The following is a 17,311-nucleotide window of genomic DNA, read 5'->3' on the forward strand; positions in this document are numbered from 1 at the left end:
AGCGGCCGCCGCCCGGCGCCCGGTCAGCCGCGCAGATGCCCCAGTACGGACCGCGCCGCGCGCTCCACGGCCGCGCGCGCCTCGTCGGTGTGATCCCTGGTCTCGAACCCGTGGTGGCCCTGCGGGATGTCGACCACCTCGACCGCGGCTCCGCAGTCCGCCGCGGCGGTCAGGAACTCCTCGACCGTCGCCGCGACCTCCGGGCGCTCCCGCCCCACCCGGGTCAGCACGAACGGCAGCCGCCCCGCGCCGCGCACCGCCTCGGCCGGGCGGAACCGGGATCCCCCCAGGCCCCAGCTCGGCAAAGGCGCGAGCATCGGGTAACTGGCAGCCACGCACCGCAGCCACGGCGGCGGCGCCGCGAGCCAGTCCGCCAGCAGCAACCCGCCCGCGGAGAGGTGCCACAGCGCGATGCGGTCCTCATCGACCCGGGGATCGGCCCGTACCAGCTCGACCGCCTCGGCGAGGTCCTCGGCGGCACGCGGGTAGTCGGTGACGGCGTGCAGCCGGTGGTCGAGCGTGACGCCGATCGCGCCCAGCCCCGCCACGTACCGCCCGTAGCCCACGAAGGTCGGCCAGTCGCGCGGCGTCGGGTCGATGCCCGGCGGCACCGGGCCGCCGTGCACGAACACCACCGCGGGGCGAGGGAGTTCCGCCTCCGCCGGGCCGTCGGGCAGGTAGAGGTCGACCCGCCCGATGCGCTCGCGGCGCCGCTCCGGTACCTCCATGAGGAACGGCCGCAGATGGCCGGGCTGTTCGCGCACCGTCGCGGCCAGCCGGTACCCCTCGCCCGCCGCGGCCTTCAGCAGTACTTCAGCCAGCTCGTCGGGCGCGGAGAGCATCGGCCAGTGCCCGGTGTCCAGTTCGAAGAAGGTCACCCGGGGGTCGACGAGCGCCTTGAGGCGGGGGTCCCCGAACCCGACCATCGCCTCGGCCGCGGCGATGCTCGCCCCGTTGGCGGTACAGAAGACGCCGGTCGTCGGCAGCGCGGTGGCCGCTTCGGGGAGGCGGAGCGGCTGGGTGAGGGTGCCGCGGGGCTGCGGCGCGGCGAGGCGGGTCAGCCGCGCCAGGTCGGCTTCGGAGAGACCGGCGGTGCTGCCCCAGCGCTGCCACTCGTCGGCCGCCGGCGGGGGCAGCAGCCAGTCATCGGCCGACTCGCCCCCGTCCTCGCCCGACAGCCGGTCGCGGACCACCGGGTCGGGCACCAACTGGAGCGCCGGGACGCCGTCCTGGGGCATCCCCGCGTCCAGGTACACGACCCGGGCGATCCGCTCCGGGCGCCGGCCGGCCGCGCCGAGCACCGGATGGATGCCGTAACAGTGGCCGACGAGCACGACCTCCGGCTCCGCCACGTCGTCCAGCAACCGGACCAGATCCTCGACATGGGTCTCCAGGTCCGTGCCGGGGCCCGCCAGGTGGCGGCGGTCCCCCATGCCGGTGAGCGTCGCCGGGTACGCCTCGGCACCCGACTCCCGCAGCCGGTCGGACACCTCCCCCCACACCCAGCCGCCGGTGTAGCTCCCCGCCACCAGGACGAATGCCGTCATGAATCTCTCCTCGCGCGCCTCGGTCCCCCGCGCCCGGCCCCGTTCGGCCGGCCACGCTCGCCGGTACCGTAGGAGCTCCCCCTGAGGGAGGTTCAAGCGTGGAATCCGACGGCATGTGGAGCATCGGCGAGCTGGCCGGACAGGCGGGCGTCACGGTCAAGACCGTCCGCTTCTACTCGGACCGCGGCCTGCTGCCCGAGGCCGCGCGCAGCGCCGGGGGCCACCGCCGGTACGGGCCCGAGGCGCTCGACCGGCTCCGCCTGATCCGCTCGCTGCGCACCCTGGACCTGCCGGTCCCGGACGTGGGGCGGGTGCTGGAGCGGGAGGAGGCGCTCGGGGAGGCACTGGAGGACGTGCTCGCCGGGCAGTTGCGGGAGCTCGGCACGCGGCTGGCCGCCCTGCGCTGGCGGGAGGCCGCCCTCCACCTCCTGCGGGACTGCGCCCCCGAAGAACGCCCCGAGCGGCTGCACCTCCTCGGCTCCGTGACCGCCCCGCCGAGCACCGCGGCACCGGCCCGTTTCTGGCGGTCCTGGCTGCCCGTGCGGCTCCCGGCCCGGCTGGCCTCCGCGATCGTCGAGAAGTCGATTCCGCAGCCGCCCGAAGACCCGACGCCTGCCCAGGTACTGGCCTTCGCCCGGCTGCACGCCCTCCTCACGGGCATCCCCCGCCCCGACGCCGACTACTGCCAGCCGGCGGCACACCGGCCGGAGCTGGGCTACGACCTGGGCGTGCTCTACGACGGCCTCACCGAGGCCGCATCGCTCGCCGCGCAGGCGCTGCGGGCGCGGCGGTCACCGCACGAGGGCGAGGCGCTCGACTGCTTCGTCGACGCGCATGCCCGCGCCCGCGGGCTGCGCGACACCCCCGCCTTCCGCCACCGGCTCGGCCACCAGCTCGCCGCCGACCCGTACATCGAGCGCTACTGGCAGCTCCACGCCGAGCTGTCCGGCGCCGACCCCAACCTCGGCGCCGCTCACGACTGGCTCCGCGCCGCCCTGGACACCCAGGCGACCCGCACCGTGGGCCGGTTACGCTGCTGTCCATGAACGGCAGCGGCACCGCACCAGCAGTACCCCGCCCCGCGTACCGGCGGCTGAGCGTGGCGGAGCGGCGCGCCCAGCTGCTGGCGGCGGCCCTCGGCCTCTTCGCCCAACGGGCGCCGGAGGACGTGTCGTTGGACGATGTGGCGAACGCGGCGCAGGTCTCCCGGCCGCTGGTCTACCGGTACTTCCCCGGCGGCAAGCAGCAGTTGTACGAGGCGGCCCTGCGCAGCGCCGCCGACAACCTCGAGGGCTGCTTCGACGAGGCGGAGACCGGCCCGCTCACCCTGCGGCTGGCCCGCGCGCTGGACCGCTACCTCGCCTTCGTCGACCAGCACGACGCCGGATTCAGCGCGCTGCTGCAGGGCGGCAGCGTCGTGGAGACGGCCCGCACGAACGCCATCGTCGACGAGGTGCGGCGCACCGCCGCCGAGCAGATCCTGCGCCACCTGGGCGCGCCGGAGCCGGGCCCGCGGCTGCGGATGATGGTCCGTACGTGGATCACCGCCGTCGAGGCGGCCTCGCTGATCTGGGTCGACGAGGAGAAGCAGGTGCCGCTGGACGAGCTGCGCGACTGGCTCGTCGACCACTTCGTCGCGCTGCTCGTCGCGACCTCGGCGACGGACGAGGAGAGCGCGCGGGCCGCGGCCGCCGCGCTGGCCACGGAGACCGCCGACGGGCCGGTCGGCATCCTCGCGCGGCGGCTGGCCCCGGCCCTGTCGGGCGCCGCCCACCTGCTCTGATCCCGCCCCGCTTGCCGTGATGTGACACTGGCCGCGTGAGAAGCGAGAACACGCCCTTCGTCGGCGGCCCGATGGACGGGCGGGTGCTCCCCGTCCTGGTCGACGCGACCGGCCGGCCACCCGCCCGGTACGAGATCCCCGTCCCCGGGGAGGCCGGCGCGCCGGAGACGGTGCACGTCTACCGTCGCGAGCCGGGCCCCGCCGGCCGGCTGGGGCTGCCGCGCGGCTGGGTGTACGCCTACGACGCGGAAGCGGCACCCGGTGCGGGGCGGCCCAAGTGGCCGTGGAAACGGCGCCATTGAGGGAACTCCTGCCGCCCGCCGGTCGTTCTGCTCTTACTCGACGGCCTGCACTGCGGCCGCCGATCGGGTGATGCCCGTCCCCCGGTTCGCCCGCTCCCCCGGCGGGAAGGCGTGACCCATGGCACCATCCGAACCAGTCGGATGGTCGGTCCAGAGCGGAGGTGGCGCGGTGCGGGGACGGTTCCGGCGGTCGGTGGGTTCGGTGGCGCTCCTGGGCGCCGTCGCCGTGGCGCTGCCCGCGGCACCTGTGTACGCGACGAGCAGGCCCGCCGCGCCGCCCGACATCCCCGTGAGCGAGCTGCTGACCCGGCTGCAGAAGCTCTACCAGCAGACGGAGGCGGCCACCGAGGCGTACAACGCCACCGAGGAGGACCTCAAGGCGCAGGCCAAGCTGTCCAAGAAGCTCGACGGACGGCTGCGGGCCGCCCGCTCGGACCTGGCGCAGGGCCGCGCGGACGCCGGACGGCTGGCCCGCGAGCAGTACACGGGCTCCGGACCCGGCGGCCTCTCGCCGTACGTCCAGTTCCTGCTCTCCAAGGACCCCGAGCAGGCGCTGGACCGCGGCCATCTGCTCAAGGAGGCGGCCGGCCACCAGGCGGACACGGTCACCCGGCTCGCCGGCAGCGCCAAAAAGGCGAACGAGCTGGCGACAAAGGCCAAGAAGGCGCTGGACAGGAAGAAGTCCCTGGCCGACCGGCGGAAGAAACAGAAGGCGAAGGTCGAGGGGAGGCTGCGGGAGGTCGAGACGATGCTCTCCTCCCTCTCGCCGCAGCAGCTCGCGGAGCTGAGCCGGCTGGAGCGGGCCGGCATGGAGGACGCGCAGCAGGCGTTCCTCGGCTCCGGCGCGCTCGGCGGCCCGCAGGCCCCGTCCAAGGGCGGACAGCGGGCCATGGCGTACGCGCTGACGCAGGTCGGCAAGCCGTATGTGTGGGGCGCCGAGGGCCCGGACTCCTTCGACTGCTCGGGGCTCACCTCGCAGGCGTGGGCCCATGCCGGCAAGCCGATCCCGCGCACGAGCCAGGAGCAGTGGAAGCAGCTTCCGCACGTCAGCCTGCGCGAGCTGCGCCCCGGCGACCTGGTGATCTACTTCCCCGGCGCGACGCATGTGGCGATGTATCTCGGGGACGGCATGGTCGTGCAGGCCCCGCGCCCCGGCGCCAAGGTCAAGATCTCCCCGATCGCCGCCAACCCGCTGCTGGGCGCCGTCCGCCCGGACGAGGACGCGGCCGGCCTCAAGGACTACACCCCGCCGGAGCTGCCGGACGGCGCCACGGACGGGGACGACACGGGCTACGGCGACGCGTCGGCGCCCGGTGACTGAAGACCCACCGGGACGCACGGCGGGGCGGCTCCCCCCGAGGGAACCGCCCCGCTTCCGTGCCGCGTGCCCGCGGCTCAGGCGGTCAGCGACGCCAGGTACGCGCCCGCCTTGTCCGGGTCGTAGAAGAAGTTCTCGAAGTCGGACGGGTCGTTGAAGCCGTTGGCGAAACGATCGGCCGCGGGCTGGAGCTGGCCGGCCGCGCCGATGTAGTTCAGCACGTGCTCCGGCGGCGGCGCCAGCATGGCGTTCGTCCACTTGGTGACGTGCTGGGCGGTGGCCCAGTACCGGTCGAAGGCGGCCTGCATGAAGTCCGCGTCGAACGGCTTGTCACCGTGCTCCACGATCGCGTCGAGGTAGGCGGCGGCGCACTTGGACGCGGAGTTCGAGCCCTGGCCCGTGATCGGGTCGTTGGCCACGACGACGTCCGCGACGCCGAGCACCAGGCCGCCCGAGGGCAGCTTGCCGATGGGGTTGCGCACGGTCGGCGCGTACCGGCCGGCCAGCGTGCCGTTGGCGTCGGTCAGCTCGACGTTGGTGCAGCGCGCGTACTCCCAGGGCAGGAACTTCTCCAGCAGCTCCAGCGTCAGCGCCAGGTGCTCGTTGGGATCCTTCACGCCCTGGAAGGCGTCCAGCGGACCGCCGGGGATGCCCTCCCAGAAGAGGATGTCGGCGCGGCCCGAGGTGGTGTAGGTCGGCATGACGAAGAGCTCGCCGACGCCGGGGACGAGGTTGCAGCGGACCGCGTCGAACTCGGGGTGCTCCGGGCGGGGGCCCATGCCGTGCACGTACGCGACGGCCAGCGCGCGCTGCGGGGTGTCGTACGGGGAACGCGTGGCGTCCCGGCCGAACATGGACACCAGCTCGCCCTTGCCCGCGGAGACCAGCGTCAGGTCGTAGCGGGAGGCGAAGAAGTCGAGGTCGGAGACGGCGGCACCGTGGATCACGAGCTGGCCGCCGCGCTGCGCGAAGGTCTCCATCCAGCCGGCCATCTTCACGCGCTGGTCGACGGACTGCGCGTAGGCGTCCAGCTTGCCGACCCAGTCGATGGCGCGCTGGGAGCCCTCGGGCGACTCGAAGCTGCCCGGGGCCGCCACGGAGACGCCCAGGCCCTCGATGCGCGGCGCCTGGCTCTCCCAGAAGTTGATCTGGAGGTCGCGCTCGTGCTGGAGGGCGGTGTGGAACATGCACTGCGTCGACATGACCCGGCCGGAACGGATCTCGTCGGCGGTGCGGTTGGACATGAGGGTGACCTCATAGCCCTTGGACTGCAGTCCAAGGGCAAGCTGGAGACCGGACTGGCCGGCTCCGATGATGAGTATCTTCCGCATGGTGGTGCTCTTCTCTGCTTCGGGTCCGCGACGTTGCGGGCCTATTCGGGGGTCATCTCCAGGGCATGCGCGACGAGGGTGAGCAAGGACTCCACGACCGTGATCCGCTGGCGTGCATCCATGATCACCACGGGCACCCCATGCGGTACGGAAAGGGCCTCGCGCACATCCTCGGCCGCGTATTCGGCGGTCCCCTCGAAGTGATTGACGGCGACGACGTACGGAAGACCGCAGCTCTCGAAGTAGTCGAGAGCGGGGAAGCAGTCCTCGAGACGCCGGGTGTCCGCCATCACTATCGCGCCGATGGCACCCCGGACCAGGTCGTCCCACATGAACCAGAACCGCTGCTGACCCGGGGTACCGAAGAGGTACAGGACGAGGTCCTGGTCGAGCGTGATGCGGCCGAAGTCCATCGCGACCGTGGTCGTGGTCTTCTCCGGGGTGGCCGACAGGTCGTCGGTGTCCTCGCTGGCCTGCGTCATCACCGCTTCGGTCTGCAGCGGCGTGATCTCGGAGACCGACCCGACGAAGGTCGTCTTGCCGACGCCGAACCCGCCCGCCACCACGATCTTGGTGGCGATGGGGGCCTGCGTGCGGTCCGTCTGCCAGCTCTGCAGCCCCTCGTCGGCGGCAGGCGTCCCGGCGCTCGCCGTCATCGTCTCAGAGCCTGCGAAGTCCACTCAGCACCCTCTCAAGCAGCGCGCGGTCGGGCTGGCCGGTGCCGTGCCCGGAGCCGTAGACGCGGATCTTTCCCTGGTCGGCGAGGTCGCTGAGCAGGACGCGGACCACGCCCAGCGGCATTTTGAGCAGCGCGGAGATCTCCGCGACGGACCGCATCCGGCGGCACAGCTCGACGATGGCGCGCATCTCGGGCATGACCCGGTCGGCCCAGCCGCCCGAGGTCAGCTCGCGGCGCTCCTCCGGCGCCTCCAGCGCGGCCACGAACGTCTCGACGAGCAGGACGTGGCCGAAGCGGGTGCGGCCGCCCGTGAGCGAATACGGCCGCACGCGCGCGGGTTTCCGGTCCCCGCTGCGCGTAGGGAGTTTGGGTGCGGTACTCACTGGGAGCTCTCCATCGACTTGCGCAGTTCGCTGCGGAGTTCGGGGGTGAGGACATGGCCGGCCCGGCCGACGAAGAGCGCCATGTGGTAGGCGATGACGCTCATGTCGCAGTCGGGGGTGGCATGCACGCCGAGCAGCGAACCGTCACTGATGTAACTGACGAACAGACTGCCCTCATCCATGGCGATCATCGTCTGCTTGACCGTGCCGCCGTCCATCAGCTTCGCCGCGCCGTTGGTGAGGCTGCCGACGCCGGACACGATGGTGGCCAGGTCGGCGCTGGAACCCCGCGGGCCGCGCCGGCCTGCGGCCTCAGCGGTCCCTTCCGCCAGCAGCGGGTCGGAAGCCAGCAGCAGCAGCCCGTCCGACGACACCACGGCCACCGAACGGATGCCCGGCACCTCGTCGACCAGATTGGACAACAGCCACTGCAGATTCCGGGCCTGATGACTCAGTCCGTAAGCAGTGGGCGCTTGCGCCTTCAATCGCGTGCCTCCTCGACAACGTGACTCTCTCCCGGGGCCCCCGCTCCGTCGGTGTCCGTTTGTGGGATGGTCTGTTCGGACGTGCGCTCCGCGATCTCGGCCTCCACGTCCCGACGGCCTTCCCGCGCGCCCTGCTGGAAGCCGCCCAGCCGGCGCCGCAGCGCCTCGGCGTTCACCCCGCCGCCCTGCCGCGGCGCGCTCGGCGGCCGCTGTGCCACGACGCGGGGCGTGCGCTTGGGCAGCCCCATGTCGGTGAGCCGCCGGACGGGCGGCTCCTCCTCGGCGTCCTCGGCCCGGCTGTGCTCGGCACTGCCGCCGTCGGCCGGGGCCGGCGCCGCGGGGGCTTCGTCGTCGACGTACGGCGACCGGCCGGCCGGTACGGCACCGGTCTCGGGGCCGCCGTCGGGGTCACCGGAGAAGTCCGGCACGCCGGGCCTCGGCGCGGCCGGGGCCGGCACGCCGGTGTTCGGCACGCCGGTGCTCGACGCGGCCGGGGCCGTCCCGATACCCGCCGCGTCGATCGTCCGCTCCGCGGCCTCGATCAGCGGGTCCGTGAACGGGCCCGTGAGGGAGTCCGGCAGAGGGTCGGTGAGCGGGTCCGGCACGGGCCCCCGGAGGGAGTCCGGTGCAGGTCCCCGGAGGGAGTCCGGCAGGGGGTCCGTCAGCGGGTCGGGCAGCGGATCCGTCAGCGGGTCGGGCAGCGGGTCCGTCAGCGGATCACCGACGGGAGCCGGTGCCGACTGCGGCTGCTGGGGCTGCTGCTCCTGTTGCGGCTGAACCTGCTGGGGCTGCTGCGGCTGCTGCGGCTCGGCCTGCTGTTCCCGCTGCGGCGGCAGCATCCGCTGGCCGCGCGGCGGCAGCGCGTTGGAGTTGGCCTCCGCGACCGAGCCCGGGAGGGTCGGCCCCGTCTGCACCGTGCCGGGCTGCGCGGCCGCGGCCGGCGTCGGACGGGTCGGCAGGATGGACTTCGGCAGCACCACGACGGCGGTGACGCCGCCCTGCTGCTGGTCACGAAGCTGGACGCGGACGCCGTGCCGCGCGGCCAGCCGTACGACGACGTACAGGCCGAGGCCGAGCGCCTCGTCGACCGTCTCCGAGGACGTCGCGGTCTCCGGGTCCGCCAGCCGCTGGTTCAGCTCCGCCATCCGCTCGGCGGTCATCCCTATGCCCTGGTCCTGGACCGAGAGCATCAGCTCGCCGCTCTCCAGCAGCCAGCCGGAGAGCTCGACGTGGGCGTCCGGCGGCGAGAACGCCGTGGCGTTGTCCAGCAGCTCGGAGACGAGGTGGCTGACGTCGTCGGCGGCGAAGCCGGCGATCTGGGAGTGCGGCGGCAGCGACTGGATGCGCACCCGCTCGTACCGCTCGATCTCGCTGATCGAGGCGCGCAGCACGTCCAGCAGCGGCACCGGCACGGCGTTGTGGTTGCTGTGCTCGGAGCCGGAGAGGACGAGGAGGTTCTCGCTGTTCCGGCGGACGCGCGCGGCGAAGTGGTCGAGCTTGTAGAGCGTTTCCAGCCGCTCGGGGTCCTGCTCCTTCTCCTCCAGGCCCTCGATGACGGCGAGCTGCCGCTCGACGAGGCCGACCGTGCGCATCGCCAGGCTGACGAACCGGTTGTTCACGCCGGAGCGCAGCGCGGCCAGCCGCTCGGTGAGGTCGGCGCGCTCCTCCAGCAGCACGTCGCGCTCGGCGGCCAGCCGCTTGCGGCCGTTCGCCATCCGGGCGCGCTCGCCCTCCGCCTCGGCGGCCGTCCGCGCCAGCTCGGCGACCTGCGCGTGCAGCGCGTTGACGGAGCGCACGGTCTGCGCGTACTCGTCGTTGCGGCCCTTGTACTCGATGGACTGCTCGTCGGCCGGGTCCTTGGCGACCCGCGCGGCCCCGCGGCGCAGCGCGGACAGCGGCTGGGTCATCGTGCGCGCCGCCCAGACGCTGATGCCGACGGCGAGCAGCAGGCAGAGCCCGACCAGCCCGATGCGGATCTCCAGCGACGTGACGTCGTCGTCCCGGAGCTTCGCCATCGCCTTCACCTCGGCGGTGCTCAGCGAGGACTCCACGCTGCGCATCAGGCCGACGCGGGTGGCGGTGGTGGACTCGATGCGCTTCCGGTCGAGCTGGAGGTCCAGGGGGTAGAGCCGGGGCTGGTCGGTGAGCTTGTCGAGGTAGCGCTCGGCGGTGTCGACGTCGGTGCCGTTGACCGTGCGGTCGTAGCTGTCCCGGGCTCCGTCGCCGGCGCTCTGCGCGAAGTCGGCGAGCGAGGCCAGTTCGCGTACGTGCGACTGCTGGGCCGCTGCGGACAGGTCGGTCTCCCGGCCCTCGCTCGCCAGCCCGGCGAGCAGCAGCGCGCGGCTGGCGGACGCCTGTTCGGTGGCGCGGGCGAGAAGCGGCAGGGCCTCGGCGTGGGAGCCGGCCGCGGTGGCGCGGGGCGGCACCCGGCGGGCGATGTCGGTCGAAATGGCGTCAAGCGCCTGAATGGTGGCAGTGTAGGACTTGAACGTGGCCAGGGCGCTGCCCGCGCCGGTCAGCCCCTGCTGACGGACCTTGGGCAGCGAGTCGAGCAGCTTGCCGGCGTCACCGAACGCCGCGGTCTCCGCGGAGGTCTCGGCCGCCTCGGCGCGCAGGTCCTTGATCTGCCGGTCCACGCGGGCCCGCTGGGCCTCCGAGACGCCGTTCCCACCGCGCGTGGTCCGGCCTCCCGCGACGTACACCGTCATGGCGTCGCGCTCGTCGGCGAGGGAGTGGGACAGGGTCACCGCGCGGGCGTTCAGCTCGCCGAGGTCGACCAGCTCCTGGGAGCCGTCCACATCCTGCGTTGCCGAGGCGATGACGGGCGTGCCGACCGCCATGACGGCGACGGCGACCACCGCCACGGCCCCCATGAGCCTGTTGCGCACGCGCGCGGGACGTCCGCCCGCGCGGTCACCGTCCGTACCGGACCTGGCCGGGCCGGCCGGTGTTCCCGGCTCCACCACGTCACCCCGAAGCCGCTTCTTCCGCACCGCTGCTCGCAATCCTGTCTCGCCTGCCCACGCCGTGTGTGGCCTTGCGGACCCGGCCGTTCTCCCCGGAAGGCGGATCTGCGGCGCGTCCGCAGCACCTCACGCCCCCGCCGGGCAGACAGTCCGGCTGTGCGCGTCGCGATGAGGGAATGGCCCCACCCATGATCCGGAATACGACCATTTCACCGGCGCCGCGCGGTGGCCCGGCAACGCCTGCCCGGCCACCTGAATGAGTGAACATCAATCGGAAGTTGACCATCAACTTCCGCTGTGAGGCGCAACAGTAGGCCATCGGCGGGCGGGTTTGGAGAACCGTCCGGGGCCTGGCAGGATGCCCGCCCGCATCTTACGCAGCGGCCTTTCGGGCCGTCCTGGGGCCGGAATTGGCCCCGTTCACGCGCCGCGCGCCCGATTCCCCGCATTCCGGGCGCCCTTCCCCGGCCGTTCCCCGGTCTCTTCCCGCCACTCCGGCATGCTTGCCCGCATGCGTATCGAACTCGCCACCGAGCCCGGCGACCCCCAACGCCCCAATGAGGACTACGCATCAGTAGCGCTGCCCGCTTCCGGGCAGGGCGGCGTCCTCGTTCTGCTCGACGGCGTGACGCCACCGCCGGAGGACTTCGGGTGCCGCCACGACGTGCCGTGGTTCACCGCGCGCCTCGGGGGCGCGATGCTCGAACTGTCCGGTTCGCTCCGCGACATGACACTCACCGAAGCCCTCTCCGAAGCCATCGGGCGCACCGCCGCGGCCCATCGCGACACCTGTGACCTTTCTCACAGCAGGACTCCGCAGGCGACGGCCATCGCCGCACGCTGGTCCCCGTACGCCGTCGAGTACCTCGTGCTGTCGGACTCGGCGCTCCTCGTCGAGGCGCCGGACGGCACGGTCGAGGCGGTACTGGACCAGCGCCTCGAACAGCTTCCGGCCGCGGTCGGCGAGCTGCGCGCCGCGGTACGGGCGCTGCCGGAGGGCTCCGCCGAACGGGCGGCCGCGGCCCGCGAGTACGTCGCGGCGGTCGAGGCGCTGCGCAACGCCGAGGGTGGCTTCTACACCGCGGCCGCCGACCCTTCGGTGGCGGCGCGCGCGGTCACCGGCACCGTGCCGCGCGACCGGGTCCGCTCACTGACCGCGCTGAGCGACGGGGCCGGGCGCTGGGTGGAGGTGTTCCGCGAGGGCTCGTGGGCCGACTGCCTGGGCGTGGTGCGCAAGGAGGGGCCGCAGGCGCTCATCGACCGGGTGCGGGCGGCCGAGAACGCCGACGCGGACGGGCTGGACTTTCCGCGCGGCAAAATGCACGACGACGCGGCGGTGGTGTACGCGGAGCTGTGAGGGGGGGGCGGGCGGTGGCGCGCTCCGGGCGTCAGCCCTGTTCCCGTCCGTCTTCCTGCGTCTCGCCCTGTTCCCGGGCCTCGTCCTGCTCCTGCACCTCGTCCTGTTCCGGCTCTTGTTCATCGTTCAACCGATGCAGCAGCCGCGCCAGTTCGGCGATCTCCCCGCGGTCCCAGGCGGCGAGCCGACGGGCATACCGGTCACGCCGGGCGCTGCGCACCCGGGTGAAGCGGGCCAGCCCCTCGTCCGTGAGCCGGACCAGGACGGCGCGCCCGTCGGCCGGGTCCTTCTGGCGGGCCACCAGGCCCAGATCGTCAAGGGCCCGGAGCTGACGGCTGATGGTCGCCTTGCCGACACCGAAGTAACAGGCCAGTTCGGTGGCGCGCTGCTCGCCGGCCTCGGCGAGCCGGAGCAGCAGACCGTACGCGGAGGGCTCCAGGTCCGGGTGGACCTCGCGGGCCATCTCGCCGGAGGAGGCGCGGGCACGGCGCAGAAATACGGCCAACTCGTGTTCCAGCGACAGAAAGAGGTCGTCGATGCCGCCGGGCCGCTTCGCCGCCGCTCCGTCGGTTCCGGTGTTGTGCACGTCAGCGCCCTTTCCCGTTTTCCGGACGATGGAAGAATTTTTCAGCGGCGGCCGATTCCGCAGCTGAGCCAGTATTTCGCAGGATTAGACCAACGGAATCACCTGGTCCCCCTTTCCGCCTCTGGTCTACGCGCGTATCGTCCTTTATGGCATGACCACACCAAGTCGGCCCACTCCCTCCCAGGTCCCACCGAGATCTACGGAGTCACGTATGCGCGTGCACAGATCCGGCCCGGCCCGCCACCTCCGGCGCCCCACCGCCACGGTGGCCGCAATCCTCCTCACCCTGCTCGCCCTGCTCTGCGGCACCGTCGGCACCGCGACCGCCGCCGGGCCCGCCACCACTCCCGGCAAGGACGCGCCGGAGCCCACCCACCCCGGCCAGGACTGGGCCGGCTCGCAGGTCGCCAAGCACGAGGGCGGCGCGGGGGCACCCGTCGCGCCGTCCGTCCAGGCGTCCGTGGAAGGCGTGGACGTCAGCGGCCATCAGGGCAACGTCGCATGGTCGACGCTGTGGAACAGCGGGGTGAAGTTCGCCTACGTCAAGGCGACCGAATCCACCAGCTACATCAACCCGTATTTCGCTCAGCAGTACAACGGGTCCTACAACGTCGGCATGATTCGCGGCGCCTACCACTTCGCCCTCCCGAACACCTCCTCCGGCGCCGCCCAGGCCAATTACTTCGTGGACCACGGAGGCGGCTGGTCCAGGGACGGCAAGACACTGCCCGGCGCGCTCGACATGGAGTACAACCCCTACGGCGCCACCTGCTACGGCATGAGCGCAACCGCCCTGGTGAACTGGATGAAGGACTGGTTCGCCACCTACAAGGCGCGCACCGGACGGGACGCGGTGATCTACACCTCCACCAACTGGTGGAAGCAGTGCACCGGCAACTACGCGGGCTTCGGCAGCATCAACCCGCTGTGGATCCCGCGGTACGGCTCCTCGGTGGGTGAACTCCCGGCCGGCTGGGGCTTCCACACCATCTGGCAGTACACGTCCACCGGGCCGACCGTGGGCGACCACAACCTCTTCAACGGCGCGTACGACCGTCTCCAGGCGCTCGCGAACGGGTAAGAGGCCGACAGGGCTCCCCCACCGTGCCGCGAGGACCTGCGCCGGCCCCCCTCCCGCAGGCCCTCGCGGCACGGCGCCCTGTCTCCCCCTCCCCCGTGCGCGTCTTCGAAAGAGGCTCCCCCCTATGCGCATACGCCGGTGCATCACGCTGCTCTCCACGCTCTGCACGGCCCTCGCGGTGGCCGTGCCCGCCTCCGCCGCATCCGCATCCCCCACCTCCCCCGCCGCCCCCGCTTCCTCCTCGGCGGACACCCCCCACCCCTACGGAACCGACCACGCCGGCTCCACGCTCCGCACCCACGAGGGCGCCGCCTCCGGCCCGGCGCCGCAGCCGCTCGCCGGGGTGGCCGGCATGGACGTCAGCAGCCACCAGGGCAATGTGAACTGGGCAGCGGCCTGGCGCGCCGGCGCCCGTTTCGCCATCGTCAAGGCCACCGAGGGCACGGGCTACCGCAACCCCAAGTACGGCCAGCAGTACGGCGGTTCCTACAACGCCGGCATGATCCGCGGCGCGTACCACTTCGCGCTGCCGAACACCTCGTCCGGCGCCGCCCAGGCCAACTACTTCGTCGACAACGGCGGCGGCTGGAAGGCGGACGGCCGGACGCTGCCGCCCGCGCTGGACATCGAGTACAACCCGTACGGCGCGACCTGCTACGGCCTGAGCCGGGCGGCCATGAACGCCTGGATCCGGGACTTCAGCGCCACGGTGCACGCGCGGACCGGCCGCTACCCGATGATCTACACCGCCACCAACTGGTGGCGGCTGTGCACCGGCGACAACGCGTCCTTCGGGATCAAGCACCCGCTGTGGATCGCCCGCTACGCCGCCTCCCCGAACCCGCTCCCCGCCGGCTGGCCGGCCCACACCATCTGGCAGTACGCCGACCGCGGCCGCTTCCCCGGCGACCAGAACGTCTTCAACGGCTCACTGGACCAGCTCCGGAAGCTGGCGACGGGCTGACCGCCTTCTTTCTGGACAGTGCGAGGCCCGGAGCCCCGCCACGCGGGAGTTCCGGGCCTCATGGCCGGACGCGGCCGTCACGCCGCCACCGGCACCTCCGGTGCGGCCGGCGCGGAGGCCGGGGTCAGGGCCAGGTCGAGGACCTGGCGGACGTCGGAGACCGGGTGGACGTCGAGCTTCTCCAGGATCTCGGCGGGGACGTCGTCCAGGTCCGCCTCGTTGCGCTTGGGGATGATCACCGTGGTGATCCCCGCGCGGTGCGCCGCGAGGAGCTTCTGCTTGACGCCGCCGATGGGCAGCACCCGGCCGGTGAGGGAGACCTCGCCGGTCATCGCCACGTCGGGCCGGACCTGACGCCCGCTGAGCAGCGAGGCCAGCGCCGTGGTCATGGTGATGCCCGCGCTCGGGCCGTCCTTGGGGACCGCGCCCGCCGGGACGTGCAGGTGCACGCCGCGCTCCTTCAGGTCGCCGACGGGCAGCTCCAGCTCCGCGCCGCGCGAGCGGAGGAAGGAGAGCGCGATGTGCGCCGACTCCTTCATCACGTCACCGAGCTGGCCGGTGAGCTGGAGACCCGAGCCGCCGGTCTCGGCGTCGGCGAGCGACGCCTCGACGTACAGCACGTCGCCGCCCGCGCCGGTCACGGCCAGCCCGGTCACCACACCGGGCACCGCCGTGCGCCGCTCCTCCGGGTCCTGCGCGGCCTCCGGGACGTGGTGCGGCCGCCCGATCAGCGGGCGCAGCTCGTTCACGCCGACGGTGAAGGGGAGGTCCTGTTCGCCCAGTTCGTGCTTGGCCGCGATCTTGCGGAGCAGCCGGGCAATCGCGCGCTCCAGGTTCCGCACGCCCGCCTCGCGGGTGTACTCGCCGGCCAGCTTGCGCAGCGCGGCGTCCTCGATCACGACCTCGCCGGGCTCCAGGCCGGCCTTCTCGAGCTGGCGCGGGAGCAGGTGGTCGCGGGCGATGGTGACCTTCTCGTCCTCGGTGTAGCCGTCGAGGCGGACCAGGTCCATGCGGTCCAGGAGCGGCTCCGGGATGGCCTCCAGGACGTTGGCCGTGGCGAGGAAGACCACGTCGGAGAGGTCGAGCTCGACCTCCAGGTAGTGGTCGCGGAAGGTGTGGTTCTGCGCCGGGTCGAGCACTTCGAGGAGCGCCGCGGCCGGGTCGCCGCGGAAGTCCGAGCCGACCTTGTCGATCTCGTCGAGGAGGACGACCGGGTTCATGGAGCCCGCCTCCTTGATGGCGCGGACGATGCGGCCCGGCAGCGCGCCGACGTACGTACGCCGGTGGCCGCGGATCTCCGCCTCGTCCCGGACGCCGCCGAGCGCGACGCGGACGAACTTGCGGCCCATGGCGCGGGCCACGGACTCGCCGAGGGAGGTCTTGCCGACACCGGGCGGGCCGGTCAGGGCCAGCACGGCACCGCCGCGGCGGCCGCCGACCAGGCCGAGGCCGCGGTCCGCGCGGCGCTTGCGCACGGCCAGGTACTCGGTGATCCGCTCCTTCACGTCGTCCAGGCCCGCGTGGTCCGCGTCCAGGACGGCGCGGGCGCCCTTGATGTCGTACGCGTCCTCGGTGCGCTCCGTCCAGGGCAGCTCCAGGACGGTGTCCAGCCAGGTGCGGATCCAGGAGCCCTCCGGGCTCTGGTCGCTGGACCGCTCCAGCTTGTCGACCTCCTTCAGGGCCGCCTTGCGGACGTCCTCGGGCAGGTCGGCGGCCTCGACGCGGGCGCGGTAGTCGTCGCTCTCGTCGTCCGTGTCGCCGTTCAGCTCCGACAGTTCCTTGCGGACCGCCTCGAGCTGGCGACGCAGCAGGAACTCGCGCTGCTGCTTGTCGACGCCCTCCTGGACGTCCTTGGCGATGGACTCGGCGACGTCCTGCTCGGCGAGGTGCTCGCGGAGCGCTTCGGTGGCGTCCTTCAGCCGGGCCACCGGGTCGGTGGTCTCCAGCAGCCGGACCTTCTGCTCGGTGGACAGGAAGGGGCTGTACCCGGAGTTGTCGGCGAGCTGGCCGACGTCCTCGATCTGCTGGACACGGTCCACGACCTGCCAGGCGCCGCGCTTGCGCAGCCAGCTCGTGGCAAGCGCCTTGTACTCCTTGACCAGCTCGGTGACGTGGCCGGGCACAGGTTCGGGGACGGTCTCCTCGACCGTCGTGCCCTCCACCCAGAGGGCGGCGCCGGGCCCGGTCGTGCCGGAGCCGATCTTCACGCGCCCCAGGCCGCGGATCAGCGCGCCCGGGTCGCCGTCGGACAGCCGGCCGACCTGCTCGACCTTGCCGAGCGTGCCGATACCGGCGTAGGTGCCGTCGATGCGTGGAACGAGCAGCACCCGTGGCTTGTTACCGGGTGAGGCGGCGGCCTGCGCGGCCTCCACCGCGGCGCGTACGTCCGCGTCGGACAGGTCCAGTGGCACCACCATGCCCGGCAGGACGACCTCGTCGTCGAGGGGCAGCACGGGCAGGGTGAGCGGTGTGGACGTCGAAGCCATGATCTCCCCTTCGGCAGGCAAGTTGAGCTGTACCCACTCAATG

General features: G+C 72.8%; 15 protein-coding genes. 7 read left to right on the forward strand and 8 right to left on the reverse strand.

Annotated elements, in window-relative coordinates:
- Positions 1 to 23: 23 nt before the first annotated feature.
- Positions 24 to 1,547 (reverse strand): alpha/beta hydrolase, encoded by a 1,524-nt coding sequence (locus tag IG84_RS0105490; protein WP_031051903.1) that lies wholly within the window; start codon positions 1,545 to 1,547, stop codon positions 24 to 26.
- A 98-nt stretch (positions 1,548 to 1,645) separates the two neighbouring features.
- Between IG84_RS0105490 and IG84_RS0105495 the strand changes: the two genes are divergently transcribed.
- The 4 genes from IG84_RS0105495 (at position 1,646) to IG84_RS0105510 (ending at position 4,953) form a co-directional block, all read left to right on the forward strand.
- Positions 1,646 to 2,593, forward strand: coding sequence for a helix-turn-helix domain-containing protein (locus tag IG84_RS0105495; protein ID WP_382467302.1), 948 nt, complete (start codon positions 1,646 to 1,648; stop codon positions 2,591 to 2,593).
- Positions 2,590 to 3,330 carry a TetR/AcrR family transcriptional regulator gene (locus IG84_RS0105500; RefSeq protein ID WP_051861416.1) on the forward strand — a complete coding sequence of 247 codons (741 nt, stop codon included), beginning with the start codon at positions 2,590 to 2,592 and terminating at the stop codon, positions 3,328 to 3,330. The genes IG84_RS0105495 and IG84_RS0105500 overlap by 4 nt, the downstream gene beginning before the upstream one ends.
- A gap of 35 nt (positions 3,331 to 3,365) precedes the next feature.
- Entirely contained in the window at positions 3,366 to 3,632 is a 267-nt protein-coding gene (locus IG84_RS0105505; RefSeq protein ID WP_031051908.1) for a hypothetical protein, read from the forward strand.
- 169 nt (positions 3,633 to 3,801) lie between these two features.
- Complete coding sequence (locus tag IG84_RS0105510) at positions 3,802 to 4,953, forward strand: C40 family peptidase (protein ID WP_031051909.1); 1,152 nt, start codon at positions 3,802 to 3,804, stop codon at positions 4,951 to 4,953.
- Positions 4,954 to 5,027: 74 nt separating this feature from the next.
- Here IG84_RS0105510 and IG84_RS0105515 read toward each other — a convergent pair whose 3' ends face one another.
- Genes IG84_RS0105515 through IG84_RS0105535 form a run of 5 tightly spaced genes read right to left on the reverse strand, consistent with a single transcriptional unit; the run spans position 5,028 to position 10,716 of the window.
- Positions 5,028 to 6,281: a styrene monooxygenase/indole monooxygenase family protein gene (locus IG84_RS0105515; protein ID WP_031051911.1), complete on the reverse strand. Its 1,254-nt coding sequence runs from the start codon at positions 6,279 to 6,281 to the stop codon at positions 5,028 to 5,030.
- Between the two features lie 41 nt (positions 6,282 to 6,322).
- A complete protein-coding gene (locus IG84_RS0105520; protein WP_031051913.1) occupies positions 6,323 to 6,937 on the reverse strand; it encodes a GTP-binding protein in 615 nt (204 codons plus the stop codon).
- A 4-nt stretch (positions 6,938 to 6,941) separates the two neighbouring features.
- Complete coding sequence (locus tag IG84_RS0105525) at positions 6,942 to 7,343, reverse strand: DUF742 domain-containing protein (protein ID WP_031051916.1); 402 nt, start codon at positions 7,341 to 7,343, stop codon at positions 6,942 to 6,944.
- Positions 7,340 to 7,828 (reverse strand): roadblock/LC7 domain-containing protein, encoded by a 489-nt coding sequence (locus IG84_RS0105530; protein ID WP_031051917.1) that lies wholly within the window; start codon positions 7,826 to 7,828, stop codon positions 7,340 to 7,342. Before IG84_RS0105530 ends, IG84_RS0105525 begins: the two co-directional genes overlap by 4 nt.
- Positions 7,825 to 10,716, reverse strand: a complete 2,892-nt coding sequence (locus IG84_RS0105535) for a nitrate- and nitrite sensing domain-containing protein (RefSeq protein ID WP_031051918.1) — start codon at positions 10,714 to 10,716, stop codon at positions 7,825 to 7,827. Before IG84_RS0105535 ends, IG84_RS0105530 begins: the two co-directional genes overlap by 4 nt.
- A 589-nt stretch (positions 10,717 to 11,305) precedes the next feature.
- Here IG84_RS0105535 and IG84_RS0105540 point away from each other — a divergent pair.
- Positions 11,306 to 12,151: a protein phosphatase 2C domain-containing protein gene (locus tag IG84_RS0105540; RefSeq protein WP_031051919.1), complete on the forward strand. Its 846-nt coding sequence runs from the start codon at positions 11,306 to 11,308 to the stop codon at positions 12,149 to 12,151.
- Positions 12,152 to 12,182: 31 nt separating this feature from the next.
- On the opposite strand, the gene IG84_RS0105545 is transcribed toward IG84_RS0105540, so the two are convergent.
- Complete coding sequence (locus IG84_RS0105545; RefSeq protein ID WP_078648614.1) at positions 12,183 to 12,737, reverse strand: MarR family winged helix-turn-helix transcriptional regulator; 555 nt, start codon at positions 12,735 to 12,737, stop codon at positions 12,183 to 12,185.
- A gap of 211 nt (positions 12,738 to 12,948) precedes the next feature.
- Between IG84_RS0105545 and IG84_RS0105550 the strand changes: the two genes are divergently transcribed.
- Together IG84_RS0105550 and IG84_RS0105555 are read left to right on the forward strand one after the other, a co-directional pair.
- Positions 12,949 to 13,818, forward strand: a complete 870-nt coding sequence (locus IG84_RS0105550) for a lysozyme (RefSeq protein WP_031051924.1) — start codon at positions 12,949 to 12,951, stop codon at positions 13,816 to 13,818.
- A gap of 124 nt (positions 13,819 to 13,942) precedes the next feature.
- Positions 13,943 to 14,782: a lysozyme gene (locus IG84_RS0105555; RefSeq protein ID WP_031051925.1), complete on the forward strand. Its 840-nt coding sequence runs from the start codon at positions 13,943 to 13,945 to the stop codon at positions 14,780 to 14,782.
- Between the two features lie 77 nt (positions 14,783 to 14,859).
- Here IG84_RS0105555 and lon read toward each other — a convergent pair whose 3' ends face one another.
- Positions 14,860 to 17,268 carry an endopeptidase La gene (lon, locus tag IG84_RS0105560; protein WP_031051927.1) on the reverse strand — a complete coding sequence of 803 codons (2,409 nt, stop codon included), beginning with the start codon at positions 17,266 to 17,268 and terminating at the stop codon, positions 14,860 to 14,862.
- Positions 17,269 to 17,311 lie beyond the last annotated feature (43 nt).

Origin of the sequence: Streptomyces ochraceiscleroticus (assembly GCF_000720485.1) — a bacterium.
Lineage (GTDB): Bacteria > Actinomycetota > Actinomycetes > Streptomycetales > Streptomycetaceae > Streptomyces > Streptomyces ochraceiscleroticus.